Genomic DNA, 17,926 nt, shown 5'->3' on the forward strand with positions numbered 1-17,926 from the left:
GCAGTAAAGTTCGGAAGCGTGACAGCGCGTATCGAGCGAGTGGTGACCGAGGGCGTCGTCGATGTCGACGGCGTCGAGCACAAGGTCGAGAACAACACGTGGATCCTGGGTGACGACGAGGATGTCATCGTCATCGACGCCGCGCGCGACGCGGAGAAGATCCTGGAGAAGGTCGGCGAGCGGGAGGTGCTGGCGATCATCTGCACCCACGGCCTGCCCGACCACGTGGGCGCGGCCATCGAGGTCGCGGCCAGGGACGAGGCGGTGGTCGCCCTTCACCCGAAGGACCGGCCGCTGTGGCGGCTGACCTGGCCCGACACCTGGCCCGACATCGACATGGAGGACGAGGGCCTGTTCGAGGTCGGCGGCGTCCAGTTGGAGGTCATGTCCACCCCCGGCATCTCCCAGGGTGGTGTCTCGCTGTACTGCGAGGCCCTGGACGCGGTCTTCACCGGCAAGACCCTCCAGGCCGACGGCCCCGGCAGGATCGGCGGTGAGTATCCCGCCCTGGCCGACCAGCTGACGGCGATCGGCGGGCGGCTGTTCACCCTGCCGCACAGCACCCGGGTGCTGCCCGCGCACGGGGAGGAGACGACCATCGGCGACCTGGAGCCCCAGTTCGACGCCTGGCTCTCCGGATCGCTGACCCGCGGCCCCGAGGCGCCGGAAGAGGAGGGGCCGCTCACCGACGGCACGCGCGCGGCGGGAATCCGGCTGAACCTCCGGGACGAACAGCTCTAAATGGATCAGCTTCCCCTGGAGGGCATGCCGCGGCGGCTCTACGCCTGTACGCCGTCGCGGCTGAACAACTGGCTCGACTGCCCCCGCCGCTACCGGTTCACCTACCTGGACCGGCCCGCGCCGCGGAAGGGCCCGGCGTGGGCGCACAACAGCGTGGGCGCCAGCGTCCACAACGCCCTCGCCGCCTGGTGGCGTGAGCCGCCCGAGCGGCGTACGCCCGAGGTCGCGGGAAGCCTGCTCACCAGGGGATGGATCAACGAGGGGTTCCGCGACGCGGAGCAGTCGCGGACCTGGCGGGATCGGGCCAGGGAGATGGTCAGCGGATACGTGGCGAGCCTCGACCCCTCCGCCGAGCCGGTCGGCGTCGAACGTACGGTCGCCACACGCACCTCCGTCGTCGCGCTCTCCGGCCGGGTGGACCGGCTCGACCGGCGCGGCGAGGAGCTGGTCGTGGTCGACTACAAGACCGGCAGACGCCCGCTCACCACCGACGACGCCCGCTCCTCGCTCGCGCTGGCGGTCTACGCCATCGCCTCATCCCGGATGATGCGCCGCCCCTGCCACCGGGTCGAGCTCCACCACCTGCCGACCGCCTCGATCGTGGAGTGGGAGCACACCGACGAGTCGCTCGCCCGCCACCTGGGCCACGCCGAGGAGATCGCCGTCGAGGCGTCCGGCGCCGACGAGCGCTACAAGGAGTGGTCGGCCACGGCCCGGCCCAAGGGAGCCGCCCCGGCGAAGGCGCGCGGCGGCGACCAGGCCCCGCCCGTCGTGCCCCCCGAGATCGACGCGGCCTTCCCACCCCGTACGGGACCCCTGTGCTCCTGGTGCGACTTCCGCCGCCACTGTCCCGAGGGGCAGGCCGCAGGCACCGAGCGCGAGCCCTGGGCGGCCCTCTCCGACTGATGGCGAGGACTTGGCGACGGCATCCCCCCGCTCTGAAACCGAGGGATCCCCCGCGCTGAAGGCGAGGGCCGTCTCACCGGCCCCGCGCCCGAACAACAGGGCTCGACGTCGCGCGCCTTCGCCGGGGCGGCACCCGCTCACCCGGGACGCCGTTCGAAGGCGGTCACGCGACGACCCGACGCCACCCGCCGGGCACCTGGCGGGGTCAGCTCCTGAGACGGCTCTCGGCGGCGTTCCAGAAGCGGATGAGGGCGGCGGCCGTGGTCTCCGGTGCCTCCACCGCGGGAGAGTGGGCCGCGCCGGGGACGACCACGCACTCGGCGTCCAGGCGGCGGGCCATCTCCGCCTGCATGCGCGGCGGCCAGCCGTCGTCGTGCTCGCCGTACAGGACCAGGGTGTCGACCTCGACCTGGGTGAGCTCGTCGCACCGGTCGGGCGCGGTGAGCACCTCGTTGGTCATCGTGAGCATGCCGACGGTCGAGTTGGCGAACAGCCGCTTGCGCAGGAAGGCGATGATCTCGTCGGACACCCCGGAGGCGAGGGCATCGGGCTCCAGCCGGGTGTGCCACAGGTGTTCGAGACCGACTTCGGGCAGCTCCGAGATCATGAAGCGGCCCGCGCGCTCGCGGGGCCCGACGATCGCGGCCGGCCCGGAGCTCATGAGCGTGTAGGACACGAACCGGGTGCGGCCGTCGATGACCGCCTCCCGGGTGACCAGGCCGCCGAACGAGTGGCCCACCAGGTGGATCGGACCCCCGTGGCCGATCACCTGGGCCAGGACGTCGACGTCGTTGCCGAGCGCGGCGCGGGTGTAGGCGCTCCTGTCGTCAGGGCCGTTCGTCTCGAACTGGCCGCGCATGTCGATCGCGACGACCTGGCGACCCGACTGCGCGAGAGTCTGCAGGACCGCGATGAAGTCTTCCTTGCTGCCGGTCAGGCCGGGCACCAGCAGGGCGGGCCATCGCTCCGGGATGCCGCTGACGGGCAGGGCCTCCAGTACGGCGAAGGAGCCCACCGCCGTCTCGATCTGGCGAGAGCGGACGCCAGGAGGCAGGGTCAGAAAACGCGGCGTACTCACGTGGCCCCACGATACCTCTCTTGGTGACTGCGCTCCGTGCGTCCGCGAGGGGCCGGGAGCGTGAAAAGGGGCGCTACCGATATGGTCGCGCCCCTTTTCATGGTGGTACTTGCTAGTTGGGGCGACGCGATCCTCGCTGCTGACCGTTGCGTACCGGCGGCCGGCGGCGGCTCTGCACGCGTTCCGAGGCCGCCGAGGGGGCGATCTCGTCATCGTCCGACGCCAGGTCCGGGGACTTGAAGATCACCGAGAACGGGCTCGGAGGAATGATCTTCTCGGGCTGAGGCCGGGGCGCGGGAGCCTCGGCCACGGGCTCGTCGTCCCAGCGCTCCGCCACGATGTCGTCCTCTCTGGGCTCCGCGAACGCCGCGACCCGCTCGTCGGCCCGAGGCGGGGCCGAAGGGGTCTGCGGAGCCGCGGGGACGTCCGCCACCTGCTCGCGGCGGGCGCGGCGCTGCCGGCGAACCGGCTCCTCCGCGACGGGCTCGGGGTGAACCGGAGCCTCGGACGTGCCGGTGAGGCTCACCTCGGGGTTCAGCCCCGCCTTGCGGGCCCTGCCCCTGCGGGGCGCGGCCTCGGGCTGCTCGTCACGGATGTCCCTGCGGGCTGCCACATCCGCCTCCACCTCGGCGATCTCGACGACAGGGGACTGGAGTCCTTCGTCCGCGACCGGCGCGGAAACCTCCCCGCCGCTACGGCCGCCACGGGTGCGACGGCGTTCGCGGGACGTGCGCGCGGGACGCTCGCGACGCTCCTCGCGATCGTCCTCGCGTCCCTTGCGGGATGGACGGGAGCGGATGCGCCCCGTCTCGCCGAGGTCCTCGACCTCCTCGGCGGCCAGACCCGCCCGGGAGCGGTTGGCGCGCGGCAGCACGCCCTTGGTGCCCTCGGGGATGCCCAGGTCGCTGAAGACGTGCGGGGAGGTCGAGTAGGTCTCGACCGGCTCGGGGAAGGGGAGCGAGAGCGCGTTGTTGATGACCTTCCAGCGAGTGAGGTCCTCCCACTCGACGAAGGTCACCGCGACGCCCGTCTTGCCGGCCCGGCCGGTGCGGCCGATCCGGTGGACGTACGCCTTCTCGTCCTGCGGGCAGTCGTAGTTGACGACGTGGGTGACGTCGTCGACGTCGATGCCGCGCGCCGCGACGTCGGTCGCGACCAGCACGTCGATCTTGCCGTTGCGGAAGGCCCGCAGGGCCTGCTCACGCTGGCCCTGGCCGAGGTCGCCGTGGACAGCCGCGGCGGCGAAGCCACGCTCCTTGAGCTGCTCGACGACCATGTCGCAGGCGCGCTTGGTCTCGCAGAAGATCATGGTGAGACCGCGGCCCTCGCACTGCAGCAGGCGGCCGACGATCTCGATCTTGTCCATCCGGTGCGTCCGCCAGACGAACTGGGTCGTCTGCGGGGTCGCCTCGGCCTCGGCGTCGTTGTTCTCCGCCCGCACGTGGGTGGGGCGGGTGAGGTAACGCCTGGACAGGGCGACGATCTCGCCCGGCAGGGTCGCGGAGAACAGCATCGTCTGCCGCTCCGCCGGGATGAGCTTGATGATGCGCTCGATGTCGGGCAGGAAGCCCAGGTCGAGCATCCGGTCGGCCTCGTCCAGGACGAGGGTCCCGATCTGGCTGAGGTCGAGGTGCTTCTGCTTGACCAGGTCGAGCAGGCGGCCCGGGGTGCCGACGATGACGTCGACGCCCTGCTTGAGCGCCTCGATCTGGGGTTCGTAGGCGCGCCCGCCGTACACGGTGAGGATCCGCGAGCCGAGCTTGCCGGCCGCCGTCACGAGGTCCTCGGTGACCTGGACGGCGAGCTCGCGGGTCGGTACGACGACCAGCCCGCGGGGCTTCTTGCGGTTCTTCCTCGGCTTGCCGACCCGCTGCAGCATCGCCACGCCGAAGGCGTAGGTCTTGCCGGTGCCGGTGCGCGCCTGGCCGATGATGTCCTGGCCGTTGAGGGCCAGGGGGAGTGCCATTTCCTGGATCGGGAACGGCGCGATGATGCCCTCGGTCTCAAGGGCATCGGCGATCTCTGGGGTGACTCCGAGGTCTCGGAACGTCGTCAGCTTGGCCTGCCTAAATCTCCGTTGAAGGCAGGCCTGCCGGGACCACGGGCAGAAAACGTGTCCCCGTGCCGGGTCCTCGCGGAAGGTCCAGCCCTCTCATGTCATCAGCGACCGCTGCGGCGTCACGCCGACTTTTGGGGGCGTCCGGGCGTGGATATCCCGGATTAACACGGTGCGGTCGCACTTTCACAGAGCAGTGTACTCGATACCACAACGGAGAACCGATTTCTTCGTATTCCCGGTGAATCGTGAGGCCGCCGAACTCGTAGGCTGCCTCCATGAGCGATTCCCCTCCCGGCGTCTCCGACCTGCTCGGCGTCCTCGCCTACGCCGAGCTGACCGCGTTCCTCAGGCTCGCCGAGGACGCCACCAGGTACGCCCCCTCGCTGACCGATCAGGCCGCCCTCGGCGGCCTCGCGGCGGCGGAATACGCGCACTTCGAGTTGCTCCGCGACCGGCTCACCTCCCTGGGCGTGGACCCCGAGGAGGCGATGGCGCCGTTCACCGGGCCGCTGGACGACTGGCACGCCCAGACCTTCCCGGGAGACTGGCTGGAGGCCCTGGTCAAGGCGTACGTCGGCACCGGGATCGCGCTCGACTTCTACCGCGAGGCGGCCGTCGGTGTGGACGACGAGACGCGGGAGCTCGTCGACGAGGTCCTCACGGACGAGGGACGGTCGCAGTTCGCCGTCGAGCGGGTCCGCGCGGCGCTCTCCGAGGATCCCAAGCAGGCGGGACGGCTCGCGCTGTGGGCGAGGCGGATGGTGGGAGAGGCACTGAGCCAGGGGCAGCACGTGGCCGCGGCCAGACCGGAGCTCGCGGCCCTGCTGGTGGAGGCGGTGGGAGAGGACATCAGCCGGATGTTCTCCCGGCTGAGCGAGAAGCACGGCCGGCGGATGGCCGCCCTGGGGCTCACCCCGGGTCCCTGACGGGCTTCCCGCACGTGCCGGGCCCGGGGCCTTCGATCGCCTCCGAGCCTGTTCGCCGGTGGCGGAGAGGGGAAGCCGGTCGGCGGATCACGACACGTGAGGCGGCGAACAGCTGTAGCGTGCGAGACATGAGGGCCTCGCGCCGCTATGGCAGTTCCTTGACGAGATGTGGGCCGAACCGCTGGACTTCGCGTCCCGTGCTGCGCAGGGGAGGTGCGGGCTGCCCGGCGGTGAGCCGGGGGCGGGAGCATCTGCGCCGCGTCAGACGCCCGCGCTGCTGCGGGTTCGGCGAGCGGGACGAGTGCTCGGGCACCTGAGGCTTCGGCACCTGTGGTCACGGCAGCCGGGAGCAGCCGGGAGCGGGGTGCTCTCCGGGCAACCGCCCTGCCAACGGGTGTGCCCGAGCGGGGCGCCCCTCCCGCCGGCTCCGGCGGCGCGCTCGCACCGGATCCGCGGACCGCGCCATGCCGGCGAGGGACGACGACCCGGCGCGAGCCCGGAATCCGTCAGAGCGTGCCGCCGAAGCCGACGGGACGCGCCTGCTCCTCGCCGATCTCGATGAAGCCGAGTGAGGCGACCGGGACGATGATCTTTCGGCCGTTGACGTCGGTGATGGTGAGGACACCGCTGCTGGACGACAGGGCGGCGCTGACCTCGCCCTCAAGCTGCTCGGCCGTGAGGTCGGTTTCCACTACGAGTTCACGGTGCACAGAACGTACGCCGATCTTGATTTCCATCGTGCTCCCTTTTCGATGAGGGTTGCTCGCCCCATGGTGTCCCCAACGAAGGCACGACGCGCCGGTTGATCGCGCGAAGCGAACAGCTGATCGCGGCGAGCGAACAACCGGGCCGCGGCCCGGAGCGCCGTCGGCACCGGGATCTCAGTGGTCGGCGACGGTGCGCGGGAAGCCGGAGATGCCGCGCCACGACAGGCGGGCGATGAGCTGGGTGGCCGCGTCCTTGGGAATGGAGCCGTTGCTGCTGATCCAGTAACGGGCGCTGACCTCGGCCATGCCGACGAGCCCGACGCCCAGCAGGCGCGCCTCGTCGCTGGAGCAGCCGGTGTCCTCCTGGATGACCTGACTGATCATCTCGGCGCTCTCCCGGAGGTTGCGCTCCATGCGCTGGCGGACCGGGGCGACGTTGCGCAGGTCCGACTCGAAGACCAGCCGGAACGCCTCCCCCTGGGTGGAGACGAAGTCGAAGAAGGCGCCGATCGCGGCCTGGACGCGCTGCTTGTTGTCCGTGGTGGAGGCGAGGGCGTCGCGACAACGGGCGATCATGTCGTCCACGTGCAGGTCGAGCAGGGCCAGATAGAGCTCCTGCTTGCCGGGGAAGTGCTGGTAGAGAACCGGCTTGCTCACCCCCGCCCGCTCGGCGATCTCGTCCATCGCGGCCGCGTGGTAGCCGTTCTCCACGAACACCTCCTGTGCCGCGCTGAGCAGCTGGCGGCGGCGAGCTGTTCGGGGCAGCCGGGTGCCCCGGGGCTTGGCGTCCGGGGTAGCGGTCACGTGGTCTCCTCGTGTCAAGCTCCTGGCGTCTGGGGCCATCCTACGCGTGGGTAACCCGGGTCAGCGATAGTCGTCCTCGTCGAGCTCGACGGTGCGTCGCTGCTCGTAGGCGTCCGCCGGATCGGCCTCCAGGGGGACGGAGTCGGGCCACCGCGGCTCTTCCTCGTGCGTCGCGCGGCTCTGCTCGGCGGCGTCGGCGGGATCCACCTCCAGCGGGAGGTCGGTGGGCGTCTCCGAGCCGTTCTCCCGGACCGGCCTGTGCTGCTCGGCGGCGTCGGCCGCGGGCGTCTCGACGGAGAGCTCCTCGGGAAGGTCGTCGGCCGTTTCCCCGTGTGATCTGTCGTCCCACGCGTTCATTTCAGACATCCCCTGTCGTCATCCGGGCTTCGGCAAGCTCCCTCTCCTCGCCCGGTTCCGGTAAACGTCGGACATCGCCCAGCGTACGACCTCGGGTGCCGAGTGCCGAGAAGGACGCGGCCTCGGGCCGCCCATGGCGTCGTCCATGGCATCGGCGGGGTTCGGCGGAACGTGTGCGCGGCATCCGGGCCGAGGTGAGGTGTCGGAGGGAAGGGCCGCGCTCGGCCGTCCAAGGGAGTGCCGTGCCGTCTGAGATGCGAGGGAGGGCCGTGGCCTTCAGGGAAACAGGGGAGCAGGGGGATGCAGAGGGACGGGAAGGGGCGGGAGAAGGGGTGCGGAGGGTCGTGCGGCGGGCTTCGGACAATCCGCCGGACAACACAGGACGAGGGCTCCGCGGCTGGAAAACCGCAGAGCCCTCGCCGGTGATTCGTGAGAAATGAGAATTCGCACTGTGTTGAGAGTCGAAATCCCGAGGAGGTCATCCCCGGCTTTCCATGCTCACCGTCCGGGCCGATGTCCCCGAGTGGGCGAACGCGATCCTGGTGAACACGGGATTCCTACTTCTCGGTAACGGTTTCCGAGCCGCTGCGAAAAGCGGTTCCAGCCGTTGTGCCTCGTGTTCCGATCCCGTGTCAGGCGGGGATCAGGACGCGGCAACCGGGCCCTCCGGAGGGCCCGGAGGGCGAGGCGGGGTGTGGTCTTCCTTGTGGTCTTCCTCATGAAGAGGCACGAGGCGGTCGGAGCGGGTCTTGTTGTGCAGACGGTTCCGGTTGCAGCTGTCGTTGTTGAGCGTCAGACGGAAGCGGTGGTGGGTGCGACGGTAGTCCCGGTTGCGGCAGCAGCCGCCGCCGCCCCACCAGGTCGTGAAGGTGCCGGCGGTGACCGCGGTGGTCATCGCGTTGGCGCTGGTGACGGTGGTCGCCGCGCCCATGGCGACGACTCCGCCGGCCAGGGCCGTGCTGATCGCGAGCCCTGCGAGAACACTCTTGAACTCGGGCATTGCGTTTCCCCCTTGAAAGGATCGATTTACCAATTTTTGGCATTTACCGTGTGAGTCGGTAATTGCCAGAGATGGTTAGAGGTAGCCGGTGATGGGCCATCCCTGCTTGTCATAGTTTCCTCGTATGTCTGCTGACAAACGAAGATCGAAGGCTTTTACCCTACTCTTAGCTATTTATCGTCGATGTTGGATGCTTATTGGCCGCTTTAAAGCGAAATGTATTTAATGTCGGATTTGTTCTTCGGGGAGGAAAGGAGACTCCGGTGTCGCCGAGAATGGGGCGGTGCGGTTCGCGTCCGTCGAGAGTGTCATCGCGCGGCCCTGGGGCCCGGCGTCTTGATCGAGCGTTCCCGGAGGGGCCGATCCGCCGATGGGCCGAACGGGCGTCGGTGCCGCGCTCCGGCGCCGGCAGCGGCCGGTCGGAGGGGGAGGCGGTGTGCCGGGAACGGACATGAATGACGAAGGCCCCGCGGTGTGGAAACCGCGGGGCCTCGCTGTCACTTCGTGAGATGAGAATTCGCACTGTGGTGAGGATCAGGCACCCGCGGATCTCTCCTCGGGGTCCCACTGTCGTCGTTCGGCCGGTTCCCCTGGGTGAGGAGCACGGTCGCGGCGAGCGCGGGGTCCTGTCTCTCCGTTGTCACGGTCTGGAAACCACGGGAAATCGTGGATCCCGCCGTGAGCGATTTTGTTCTCCGAACGTGCCGCGCCCCGGTCGGGGGATGCGGCCTCGCTCCGAGGACTAACCGACGGCGCCCGTGCCGATCAGCGGCACGATGCGGTCGTTGCGGTTGTCGTTGAACAGCTCGTTGTCGTTGTTGTTGTGGTTGTTGATGATCAGCCTGAAGCGCTTGCGGCTCCAGTGCCGGTGGCAGTGGCCGCCGCCGCAGCAGCAGCGACGCTCGCAGCCGCCGCCACAGGTCGGGAAGGCGGCGGCGGTGACCGTGGTGGTCATCGCGTTGGCGCTCATGACAGTGGTCGCCGCGCCCATGGTGACGATCCCGCCGGCCAGCGCGGTGCTGATCGCGAGCCCTGCCATGACACTCTTGAACTTGGGCATTGCGTTTCCCCCTTGTAAGGACTAAGTATCCCCGTTTTTGACTTTTCCCGTATAAGCCGGAAATTGTCAGGGATGGCCGGTGATGAGCCATCCCTGGTTGTCATAGTTTCCTCGCATGTCTGCTGACAAACGGAGATCGAAGGCTTTTGCGATCCTCTTAGCTATTTATCGTCGATGTTGGATGCTTATTGGTCGTTTTGAAATGAAATGCATTTAATGTCCGATTTGTTCTTTGGGGGGACGGGGTGAGGGGGTGGAATGTCTCCGAAGGGCGAGCCGGTGCCGTCCCTGAGCGCGGGTGTCGAGGTGGTGAGAGAGGTTCACGGTCCGGGGAAGATGCCGGGCGACGGCGGGAAAGGCGGGGCGCGGGAGGTCGTGAAGGACGCGAGAAGGCCCCGCGGTCCGGAAACCGCGGGGCCTCGCTGTCACTTCGTGAGATGAGAACTCGCACTGTGGTGAGAGTCAGGCGCCTGTAGATCTCTCCTCAGGTTTCCGCCGTCGTCGTTCGGCCCGTTTCCCTGGGTGAGAAGCACGGCCGCGACGAACGCGGGGTCCTGTCTCTCCGTCACGGTCTCGAAACCGCGGGAAATCGCGGATCGGGCCGTGAGTGATTCTGTCCTCCGTCGGTGCCACGCCCCCTGCGGGTACGCGACCCCGGGCCGGTGACTACTCGTCGTCGTCGCCGCCGAGGGTCAGGGGGCGAAGAAGACCGTTGCGGTTTTCATTGCGCAGGTAGTTCTCGTTGTTGTTGTGGTTGTTGATGATCACCTTGATCCGGTGGTGGCGACGGTGGTGGCGCCAACCGCCGCCGCAGCAGCGGCGACCGCAGCAGCGGCCGCAACCGCGACGCCAGCCGCAGCCACCGCCGCAGGTCGGAAAGGCGGCGGCGGTGATCGTGGTGGTCATCGCGCCGGCGCTCGTGGCGGTGGTCGCCGCACCCAGGCCGACGACTCCGCCGGTCAGTGCCGTGCTGATCGCGAGTCCTGCGAGGACACTCTTGTACTTGGGCATGCGTTTCCCCCTTGAAAGGATCGATTACCCCGATTTCTGACATTTTCCGGATAAATCGGAATTGCCAAAGGTGGCTGACTGTGAGCCATCCCTGCTTGTCGTGATTTCCGCCCATGTCTGGCTAGAAACAGGAATCAAAGGGCTTTGCACTGCTCTTATCTATTTATGGCATGTGTTGGACTCTTATTAGTGATTTTGAAATGAAATGTCTCTAATGTCGCTTTTGTTCTTTGGTGGTGAGATGTGGAGAGGAGGTTCGTCCGCCGACATGCCCCTCGGGGGTCGCGGGCGCGGGTGAAACGCCAGCGAATTAATGATGATAAATCGTGTAATAAAAGACATTTAGCGAAAAATGCGTTATGCGTCTTTCGTGGTAACCGGAGGCTGTCTCCCGGCATCTCGGGGGCCGAACTATCGTGGAAGGGCAGTGGGACGACAGGAGGCGAGTGGTGAACAACCCGATCCCCATCTGGCCGGGTGAGATGATCGACCTCGGCGAACAGCGGGTCCACGTGCGGTCGACACCCCGTGGGCCCTCCGAGACCGCCGTCTACGTGCACGGTCTCGCAGGCTCGGCGACCAACTGGACCGATCTGATGGACGAGCTGTCCGAGACGGTGACAGGCCACGCCCTCGACCTGCCCGGCGCCGGATACTCGCCCGCGCCGCCGGGCGCCGACTACTCCGTCGACGCCCACGCCAGGACCGTCGCGGCCCTGATCGAGCGGCTCTCCAGCGCTCCCGTACACCTGTTCGGGAACTCCCTGGGCGGTGCCGTCTCGGTGCGGGTCGCGGCCACACGCCCCGACCTGGTCCGATCGCTCACCCTGATCTCGCCGGCCCTGCCCGATCTCCTGCCCAGGTACGCCCCGGCTCGGGTCGCGCTGTCCACCGTGCCCCGCATCGGCGAGTGGGCCGCGAGCAGGCTCACCCTCTTACCCGCCGAGCGCAGGCTCGGCGCGACGCTCGCCCTGTGTTACGCCGACACCGGGCGGATCCACCCTGAGCGGCTCAGGGAGGCGGCCGAGGAGCTGCGCCGCAGGGACGGCCTCCCGTACGCGGTGGAGGCGATGATCAACTCGGCCCGGGGCATCGTCGCCGAGTACTTCAGGCGCGGGGAGACGAACCTGTGGCGGCAGGCGGCCCAGGTGAGCGCGCCCACGCTGGTCGTCCACGGCCGCCACGACCGCCTAGTCAACCCCCGGATGGCCGCTCGCGCGGTCCGGACGTTCCCGCGCGTGCGGCTGGTGCTGCTGCCCGACGCCGGGCACGTGGCCCAGATGGAGTTCCCCGAGCGGGTGGCCCGGGAGGCGAGGCTCCTCATCGCCGAGACGCGTCTCACACCGGTTGGGGAATGACGGGGGCACCGGGTTAGGTTGTGAGTGGAGCGTGCTGCGCCAGCCGCATCAAGGACCCCTGAAACGGGAGCAGAACTGTGTCGTTGCCACCGCTGGTAGAGCCGGCAGCCGAGCTGACCGTCGACGAGGTGCGCCGTTACTCGCGCCACCTGATCATCCCGGACGTGGGCATGGCCGGGCAGAAGCGTCTGAAGAACGCCAAGGTGCTCTGCGTGGGCGCCGGAGGCCTGGGTTCTCCGGCGCTGCTCTATCTCGCGGCGGCGGGAGTGGGCACGCTCGGCGTCATCGACTTCGACGTGGTCGATGAGTCCAACCTGCAGCGGCAGGTCATCCACGGCCAGTCCGACATCGGCCGCCCCAAGGCGGAGAGCGCCGCCGACAGCGTCAGGGAGATCAACCCGCTGGTCAACGTGGTCGTCCACAACGAGGTGCTCACCACGGACAACGTGATGGAGATCTTCGCCGCCTACGACCTCATCGTGGACGGCACCGACAACTTCGCCACCCGTTACATGGTCAACGACGCGGCCGTTCTCCTCGGCAAGCCGTACGTCTGGGGTTCGATCTACCGCTTCGACGGCCAGGCCAGCGTCTTCTGGGCCGAGCACGGCCCCTGCTACCGCTGCCTCTACCCCGAGCCCCCGCCGCCCGGCATGGTCCCCTCGTGCGCCGAGGGCGGCGTGCTCGGCGTGCTGTGCGCGTCGATCGGCTCCATCCAGGTCAACGAGGCGATCAAGCTCCTCGCGGGCATCGGGGAGCCGCTGGTCGGCCGTCTGATGATCTACGACGCCCTGGAGATGAACTACCGCTCGGTCAAGGTCCGCAAGGACCCCGAGTGCGTGCTCTGCGGCAAGAACCCGACGGTCACCCAGCTCCTCGACGACTACGAGGCGTTCTGCGGCGCGGTCTCCGAGGAGGCGCAGGAGGCCGCCTCCGGCTCCACGATCACCGCCGCCGAGCTCAAGTCCTGGCAGGACCAGGGCGAGAGCATCTACGTGATCGACGTCCGCGAGCCGAACGAGTACGAGATCGTGTCCATCCCCGGCGCCGTGCTCATCCCCAAGGGAGAGTTCCTCAACGGCTCCGCGCTGGAGCGGCTCCCGCAGGACAAGAAGATCGTCCTGCACTGCAAGTCGGGTGCCCGCTCCGCCGAGGTGCTCGCGGTCGTCAAGAGCGCCGGCTTCTCCGACGCCGTCCACGTGGGCGGCGGCGTGCTCAGCTGGATCAAGACGGTCGACCCGAGCCTGCCCACCTACTGAGGCTCGTGTCCGATATGTCCGGCGCCCCGTGGAGCACGCGCTCCGCGGGGCGCTCGCCGTTCAGGCGGTCCGCAGTGGTTCCAGGGGTTCCGTCGGGGTCACCAAGTGCTCTCCACACTGACGGATCTGGACGGAACGGCGGATGACACCCGCCTCGCCGCATTAAGGTCGAGGGCGTGCATGAAGTCCCACGTCAGCGGCGGCGTTCATGGCCGACGCTGGTCGTGGCCTCGGCCCTCACGATGTTCTGCGCGATCGTGGCCGGGGTGGCGAGCAGTGCCGCGGCGACGGAGCTCACCCGGGGGCCGACCCAGGCGGAGCTCGACCGGGCCGCCCTCGACGAGGTGGCCAGGCGCTGGCAGGCATGGCCGGCCGGGCGCGTCTTTCCCGAGACCGTCACCTACGCCCCCGAGCAGGGCGGCGAGGAGAAGGCCCGCCGGGTGGGCATCTCGCCGGAGACCCGCTGTGACAGGGCGGTCGACGCCCGGCTGCGCAAGGTGCTGCGACGGACCGGTTGCCTGGGCATCCTGCGGGCCACCTACATCGACGCGCTCCAGGGGATCGTCGTCACCGTCGGCGTCGCGGCCTTCGCGGACGAGATCGGCGCCACCACGGCGAGGGCGGCACTGCCCAGGAGCGGCAGGCCCGCGCCGGGGTTGAGGGCGCTCGCCTTCCCCGGCACCGTCACCGACAGGTTCGTCTCCGCGGGGCGCCAGGCGGGCCTCGCCCGGCAGTCGGGCCCGTACCTGGTGATGGCCACGGTCGGGCAGACCGACGGCCGACCGGCGAGGGCGGTCGGTGAGCAGCGGCCGACCCTGTTCGCGTTCACCGGGGACATCGCCGACCGCATTCTCGCCAAGCTGTCCATGCCCGCCCACCCCGACTGCGCCTCCACGGAATGGCGATGCTGACCACGCCGAGGCGTCCGCCCGCCGCCGGGCCGTCCGTGGGGGTGCCTCCGGTGCTCACCGTGCTGGTGGCGCTGAGACTTCTGGTGTCGCCGAGGGCACCGAGGGCGCTGAGAGCGCTGAGAAGCGCGGTGACGCGGGCGACGCCGGTGGTGTTGGCGGCCCTGGCGGTGCCGGTGGTCCTGGTTCCGGCACCGGTCGCGCGGGCCGACGACGTCAGGGACAGCCAGCGGGAGGTGCTGCGAACCCTTGACCTGCCCGCGGCCTGGCAGATCTCCGAGGGCAGCGGGGTGATCGTGGCCGTCCTCGACTCGGGGGTGGACCGCGACCACCGGGATCTCGCCGGCTCGGTGATCGAGGGTAAGGACTTCACGACCGGGGCCAACCCTCCGGGGGTGGAACCCCTGAGGCTGCACGGCACGTACATGGCGTCGCTGATCGCCGGACACGGGCACGGTCCCGGTGGCGGCGACGGGGTGATCGGCGTCGCGCCACGTGCGAAGGTGCTCTCCGTACGGGTCATCCTGGAGGACGAGGAGCCCGGTTTCCGGGAGTTCAACACCGCCGAGCGCTACGAGAACGTGGTGGCCAGAGGCATCAGGCACGCGGTGGACCGCGGCGCCGACGTGATCAACATGTCGATCTCCAAGGAGCTGGCGACCAGGGAGGAGCGGTCGGCGATCCGGTACGCGATCTCCAAGGGGGTCGTGCTCGTCGCGGCGGCGGGCAACGAGGGCGCGGAGAAGCCGGACGCGAGAGGTCACGCCCCCTACTCCTACCCGGCGGCCTTCCCCGGGGTGGTCTCGGTCGCCGCGACGGACCGCGGGCTGCGCCGGGCCTCGTTCTCCAACCGGAACCCCTCGGTCCTGGTGGCCGCGCCGGGGGTGGACATCCTCGGCGCCGGGCCCGGGGACGAGTACTGGGTCGGCCGGGGCACCTCGCAGGCGACCGCCCTGGTGTCGGGCGTCGCCGCCCTCATCAAGGCCAAATATCCGGATATGTCGCCCGTGCTGGTCGTGCAGGCGATCACCGCGGGAGCCACCCGGCGGCCCACCGGCGGCTACGACACCGATACGGGCTTCGGCGTCGTCAACGCCACCCGGGCACTCGCCGCCGCCGCCAGGATCTCCCGGCACACCCTCACCGCCGAGGGGGCCGGGGGCGCCGGTGGGCACGACCCCGCCCGCCCGCTGGGCAGGGCGGTCGAGCCCGTGCGGATCGTCCACCGCGACCGGGACCGGATCACCCTGTACGGCGGGGTGGCCGTGGCCGCCGGGCTCGGCGCGGTCGTCTCCCTGATCGTGCTCGCCGTGTGCATCGGCCGTACGCGCTCGTCGGAGATCGTCGAGGAACCCGTGCGGGACCCGTTCACGGCCCCCTGGCCGTGAGCCTCCGGCCTGACCGTGGATGTCCGGGCGGGGGAGCGCCGCGAAAATACACTCCACCGATAGGGCGGAGAGGTCCTTCGACGTAGCATCGGAAGTATGTCGCAGCAAGGGCGGTCCCGGGAGCCGGAGCGGCCCCTGGGGACTCCCGCCCCCCGCGCGCGCGGCGGCTGGCCGCCGTCCGGTTCACGGGTGGGCGGCGCCGGAGGCGGCCGGGGTCGGCGAGCGCCCGCGCCCGGTGCGTCCGCCCGGCGGGCCCGGGTGCGGTCCTGGCCCGCGGCGGGCCGCGACCGCGAGGCGGTCAGGCGGGCCGAGCTGGCGACCCTGGAGCAGGGCATCCACTTCCGTACGATCTTCCTGATCCTGGTGGGCACGATCCTCGCCATCGCCGCCACCAACGTGCTGACCGGCACGGTCGGGCTGGTGCGCGAGACGAGCTCACGCCCGCTGACCGCCGCCGAGCAGGCCCGCTACATCCAGGACGACATCGCCAGGCGCTGGTACACCTGGACCGCCGACCTGGTCTTCCCCGTCGAGTTGCAGTACATCGGCCTCGGCAGGGTCCAGCAGTACGCCCGCAGGGTCGGTCTCGCCCCCGAGGTGGCCTGCGCGGCGGGAACGGACGCGCCGGTGGGATCGGTGCTCTCCGAATACGGCTGCCGCACCCTGCTGCGGGCCACCTACGTCGACCAGACGTCCTCGTTCGTCTTCACCGTGGGCATCGCCGTGCTCGACAACGAGGAGCGGAGGCTCGCCGCGACCGCGCAGCTGGGCGTGGACGACCGGGTGGGGGTGCGTCCCGTGGCCTTCCCCGGCACGGCGACCGAGCTGTTCGGGGCCGCGCAACGCCAGCGCAACGCCTGGGTGGGCGTCGGTCCCTACATCGTCTTCTCCACCGCCGGTTACACCGACGGGCGCACCCGGGCTGCGGTCGCCCCCGAGGAGATCCTGCACAGCGAGCTGTGGCCCGCGGCCCAGGCGGTCGCCGGGCGCATCGCCCGTGCCCTTGGCGACGAGCCGAGCGCCGTGCCCCAGTGCACCCAGGGGAACGTGTGCTGAGGCGGCGCCGGTTCTGGGCGGCGGGAGTGCTGGCCGCGCTCTGCGTGGCGGGTCCGGCGCTCGCCGGGCCGGTGTCGGCCGCCTCGCCGGTGTCGGCACCGTCTGTTTCCGTACAGCCCGGGGGGGCCGCGGACGTCCGAGAGGACCAGCGCTGGGTGCTGGAGATGCTCAACGCCGGGGAGGCGTGGAAGGTCACCAGGGGCGCGGGCGTCATCGTGGCCCTGGTCGACAGCGGGGTGGACGACCAGGTCGCCGAGCTGCGGGGGCGGGTGATCTCCGGGCCGGACATGGGGTCGGTCCAGTTCGACAGGGACGCCCCGGACGCCGGGCGGCACGGCACCGCGATGGCCTCGCTCATCGCCGGGGCCGGCAAGGGGGAGGAGGGCCTGCTCGGCGTCGCGCCCGAGGCGAGCATCCTCTCGCTGCCGCTGATCGTCGAGGAGCGGCCGGAGGACGGGCCCTCCGCGCCGCCCCAGGACCTGCGCTCGGGCGCCGACAGCCCTCTCGCCCGCGCGATCCGCTACGCCGCCGACCACGGGGCCAAGGTCGTGAGCATGTCGCTGGGCGCCTACGGGCCGCACAGGAGTGAGCGGGAGGCGGTCTCCTACGCGCTGTCCAGGGGCGTGGTGCTCGTCGCGGCCGTGGGCAACGACGGGGATTCCCAGTACGCCATGGACAAGGCCACCTCCTTCTGGAACTTCCCCGCCGGATACTCCGGGGTGATCGGGGTGGGCGCGGTGGACGATCTGGGCAGGCCGGCGACGTTCAGCAGTGACAACCTCTCGGTCCTGGTCTCGGCGCCGGGCGTCAATGTTCCGGTGGTCGTTCCCGGTGGGGAGTACGGGTCTTCTGAGGGGACCAGTTCGGCGACCGCGCTGGTGGCCGGCGTCGCCGCCCTAATAAAAGCAAAATATCCGGATATATCGCCGCAAATGGTGTCGCAGGCCCTCACCTCCACGGCCACGTCCCGACCCCGTAACGGCTACGACGACCACGTCGGGTTCGGCGTCGTCGACGCCGCGGCCGCCCTGGAGGCGGCGGGCCGCCTCGTGGCCGGCGCGAAGGAGGTTCCGGTTCCCGAGGGCAAGCACTTCGGTGACGGCACCCTGCCCACCGAGCCCAGCAGGCCGGGCCCGGAGCCCGTGCGCCTCTGGCTGTACGGCACGGGCCTCGTGGCCGGCCTGCTCGCGTTCGCGGGGGCCGTGGTGATGCTCAACCGGCACTCCGGCAAGGGAGGGCAGGTGATGGCGGCCCCCGAGCCGATCCGGCGCGGGAGATCGCGGAGGTAACCGTGTTCGACGGCGATTC

General features: G+C 69.9%; 17 protein-coding genes. 9 read left to right on the forward strand and 8 right to left on the reverse strand.

The annotated features are described in order from the left end of the window. Positions 1-18 precede the first annotated feature (18 nt). Together ACFY3V_RS24715 and ACFY3V_RS24720 are read left to right on the forward strand one after the other, a co-directional pair. On the forward strand, positions 19-741 hold the full coding sequence (locus ACFY3V_RS24715; protein WP_350947883.1) for an MBL fold metallo-hydrolase: 723 nt from the start codon (positions 19-21) through the stop codon (positions 739-741). Beyond that, positions 742-1,647, forward strand: coding sequence for a RecB family exonuclease (locus ACFY3V_RS24720; RefSeq protein ID WP_389776541.1), 906 nt, complete (start codon positions 742-744; stop codon positions 1,645-1,647). 205 nt (positions 1,648-1,852) lie between these two features. On the opposite strand, the gene ACFY3V_RS24725 is transcribed toward ACFY3V_RS24720, so the two are convergent. Both ACFY3V_RS24725 and ACFY3V_RS24730 read right to left on the reverse strand, forming a co-directional pair. Beyond that, entirely contained in the window at positions 1,853-2,725 is an 873-nt protein-coding gene (locus ACFY3V_RS24725; protein WP_350947881.1) for an alpha/beta hydrolase, read from the reverse strand. 112 nt (positions 2,726-2,837) lie between these two features. After that, positions 2,838-4,691, reverse strand: a complete 1,854-nt coding sequence (locus ACFY3V_RS24730) for a DEAD/DEAH box helicase (RefSeq protein ID WP_389776545.1) — start codon at positions 4,689-4,691, stop codon at positions 2,838-2,840. 368 nt (positions 4,692-5,059) lie between these two features. Here ACFY3V_RS24730 and ACFY3V_RS24735 point away from each other — a divergent pair, with 368 nt between their 5' ends. After that, positions 5,060-5,710 carry a ferritin-like fold-containing protein gene (locus tag ACFY3V_RS24735; RefSeq protein ID WP_350947879.1) on the forward strand — a complete coding sequence of 217 codons (651 nt, stop codon included), beginning with the start codon at positions 5,060-5,062 and terminating at the stop codon, positions 5,708-5,710. A 506-nt stretch (positions 5,711-6,216) separates the two neighbouring features. On the opposite strand, the gene ACFY3V_RS24740 is transcribed toward ACFY3V_RS24735, so the two are convergent. The 6 genes from ACFY3V_RS24740 to ACFY3V_RS24765 form a co-directional block, all read right to left on the reverse strand. Further along, complete coding sequence (locus tag ACFY3V_RS24740) at positions 6,217-6,447, reverse strand: DUF3107 domain-containing protein (RefSeq protein ID WP_362899091.1); 231 nt, start codon at positions 6,445-6,447, stop codon at positions 6,217-6,219. 144 nt (positions 6,448-6,591) lie between these two features. Further along, entirely contained in the window at positions 6,592-7,221 is a 630-nt protein-coding gene (locus ACFY3V_RS24745) for a TetR/AcrR family transcriptional regulator (protein WP_350947877.1), read from the reverse strand. Between the two features lie 60 nt (positions 7,222-7,281). Then, a complete protein-coding gene (locus ACFY3V_RS24750) occupies positions 7,282-7,578 on the reverse strand; it encodes a hypothetical protein (RefSeq protein WP_389776550.1) in 297 nt (98 codons plus the stop codon). A gap of 643 nt (positions 7,579-8,221) precedes the next feature. Beyond that, positions 8,222-8,578: a hypothetical protein gene (locus ACFY3V_RS24755; RefSeq protein WP_389776552.1), complete on the reverse strand. Its 357-nt coding sequence runs from the start codon at positions 8,576-8,578 to the stop codon at positions 8,222-8,224. Positions 8,579-9,320: 742 nt separating this feature from the next. Further along, positions 9,321-9,638 carry a hypothetical protein gene (locus tag ACFY3V_RS24760; protein ID WP_389776555.1) on the reverse strand — a complete coding sequence of 106 codons (318 nt, stop codon included), beginning with the start codon at positions 9,636-9,638 and terminating at the stop codon, positions 9,321-9,323. A 666-nt stretch (positions 9,639-10,304) separates the two neighbouring features. Further along, entirely contained in the window at positions 10,305-10,649 is a 345-nt protein-coding gene (locus ACFY3V_RS24765; RefSeq protein WP_389776558.1) for a hypothetical protein, read from the reverse strand. Positions 10,650-11,098: 449 nt separating this feature from the next. Here ACFY3V_RS24765 and ACFY3V_RS24770 point away from each other — a divergent pair, with 449 nt between their 5' ends. From ACFY3V_RS24770 to ACFY3V_RS24795, 6 genes are all read left to right on the forward strand, one after another. Next, on the forward strand, positions 11,099-12,007 hold the full coding sequence (locus ACFY3V_RS24770; protein ID WP_362899099.1) for an alpha/beta hydrolase: 909 nt from the start codon (positions 11,099-11,101) through the stop codon (positions 12,005-12,007). 77 nt (positions 12,008-12,084) lie between these two features. Beyond that, positions 12,085-13,266 (forward strand): adenylyltransferase/sulfurtransferase MoeZ, encoded by a 1,182-nt coding sequence (gene moeZ, locus ACFY3V_RS24775; protein WP_350947871.1) that lies wholly within the window; start codon positions 12,085-12,087, stop codon positions 13,264-13,266. A 176-nt stretch (positions 13,267-13,442) separates the two neighbouring features. Beyond that, the gene (locus ACFY3V_RS24780) at positions 13,443-14,177 is read left to right on the forward strand and encodes a hypothetical protein (RefSeq protein WP_389776562.1); all 735 of its coding nucleotides are present in this window, start codon (positions 13,443-13,445) and stop codon (positions 14,175-14,177) included. Then, positions 14,171-15,562, forward strand: a complete 1,392-nt coding sequence (locus ACFY3V_RS24785) for a S8 family serine peptidase (RefSeq protein ID WP_389776565.1) — start codon at positions 14,171-14,173, stop codon at positions 15,560-15,562. Before ACFY3V_RS24780 ends, ACFY3V_RS24785 begins: the two co-directional genes overlap by 7 nt. 96 nt (positions 15,563-15,658) lie before the next feature. Beyond that, positions 15,659-16,618: a hypothetical protein gene (locus tag ACFY3V_RS24790; RefSeq protein WP_389776569.1), complete on the forward strand. Its 960-nt coding sequence runs from the start codon at positions 15,659-15,661 to the stop codon at positions 16,616-16,618. Next, positions 16,612-17,907: a S8 family serine peptidase gene (locus tag ACFY3V_RS24795; protein WP_389776572.1), complete on the forward strand. Its 1,296-nt coding sequence runs from the start codon at positions 16,612-16,614 to the stop codon at positions 17,905-17,907. The genes ACFY3V_RS24790 and ACFY3V_RS24795 overlap by 7 nt, the downstream gene beginning before the upstream one ends. Positions 17,908-17,926: the final 19 nt, after the last annotated feature.

The organism is Streptosporangium sp. NPDC000095 (assembly GCF_042899335.1).
Classification (GTDB): Bacteria; Actinomycetota; Actinomycetes; order Streptosporangiales; family Streptosporangiaceae; genus Streptosporangium.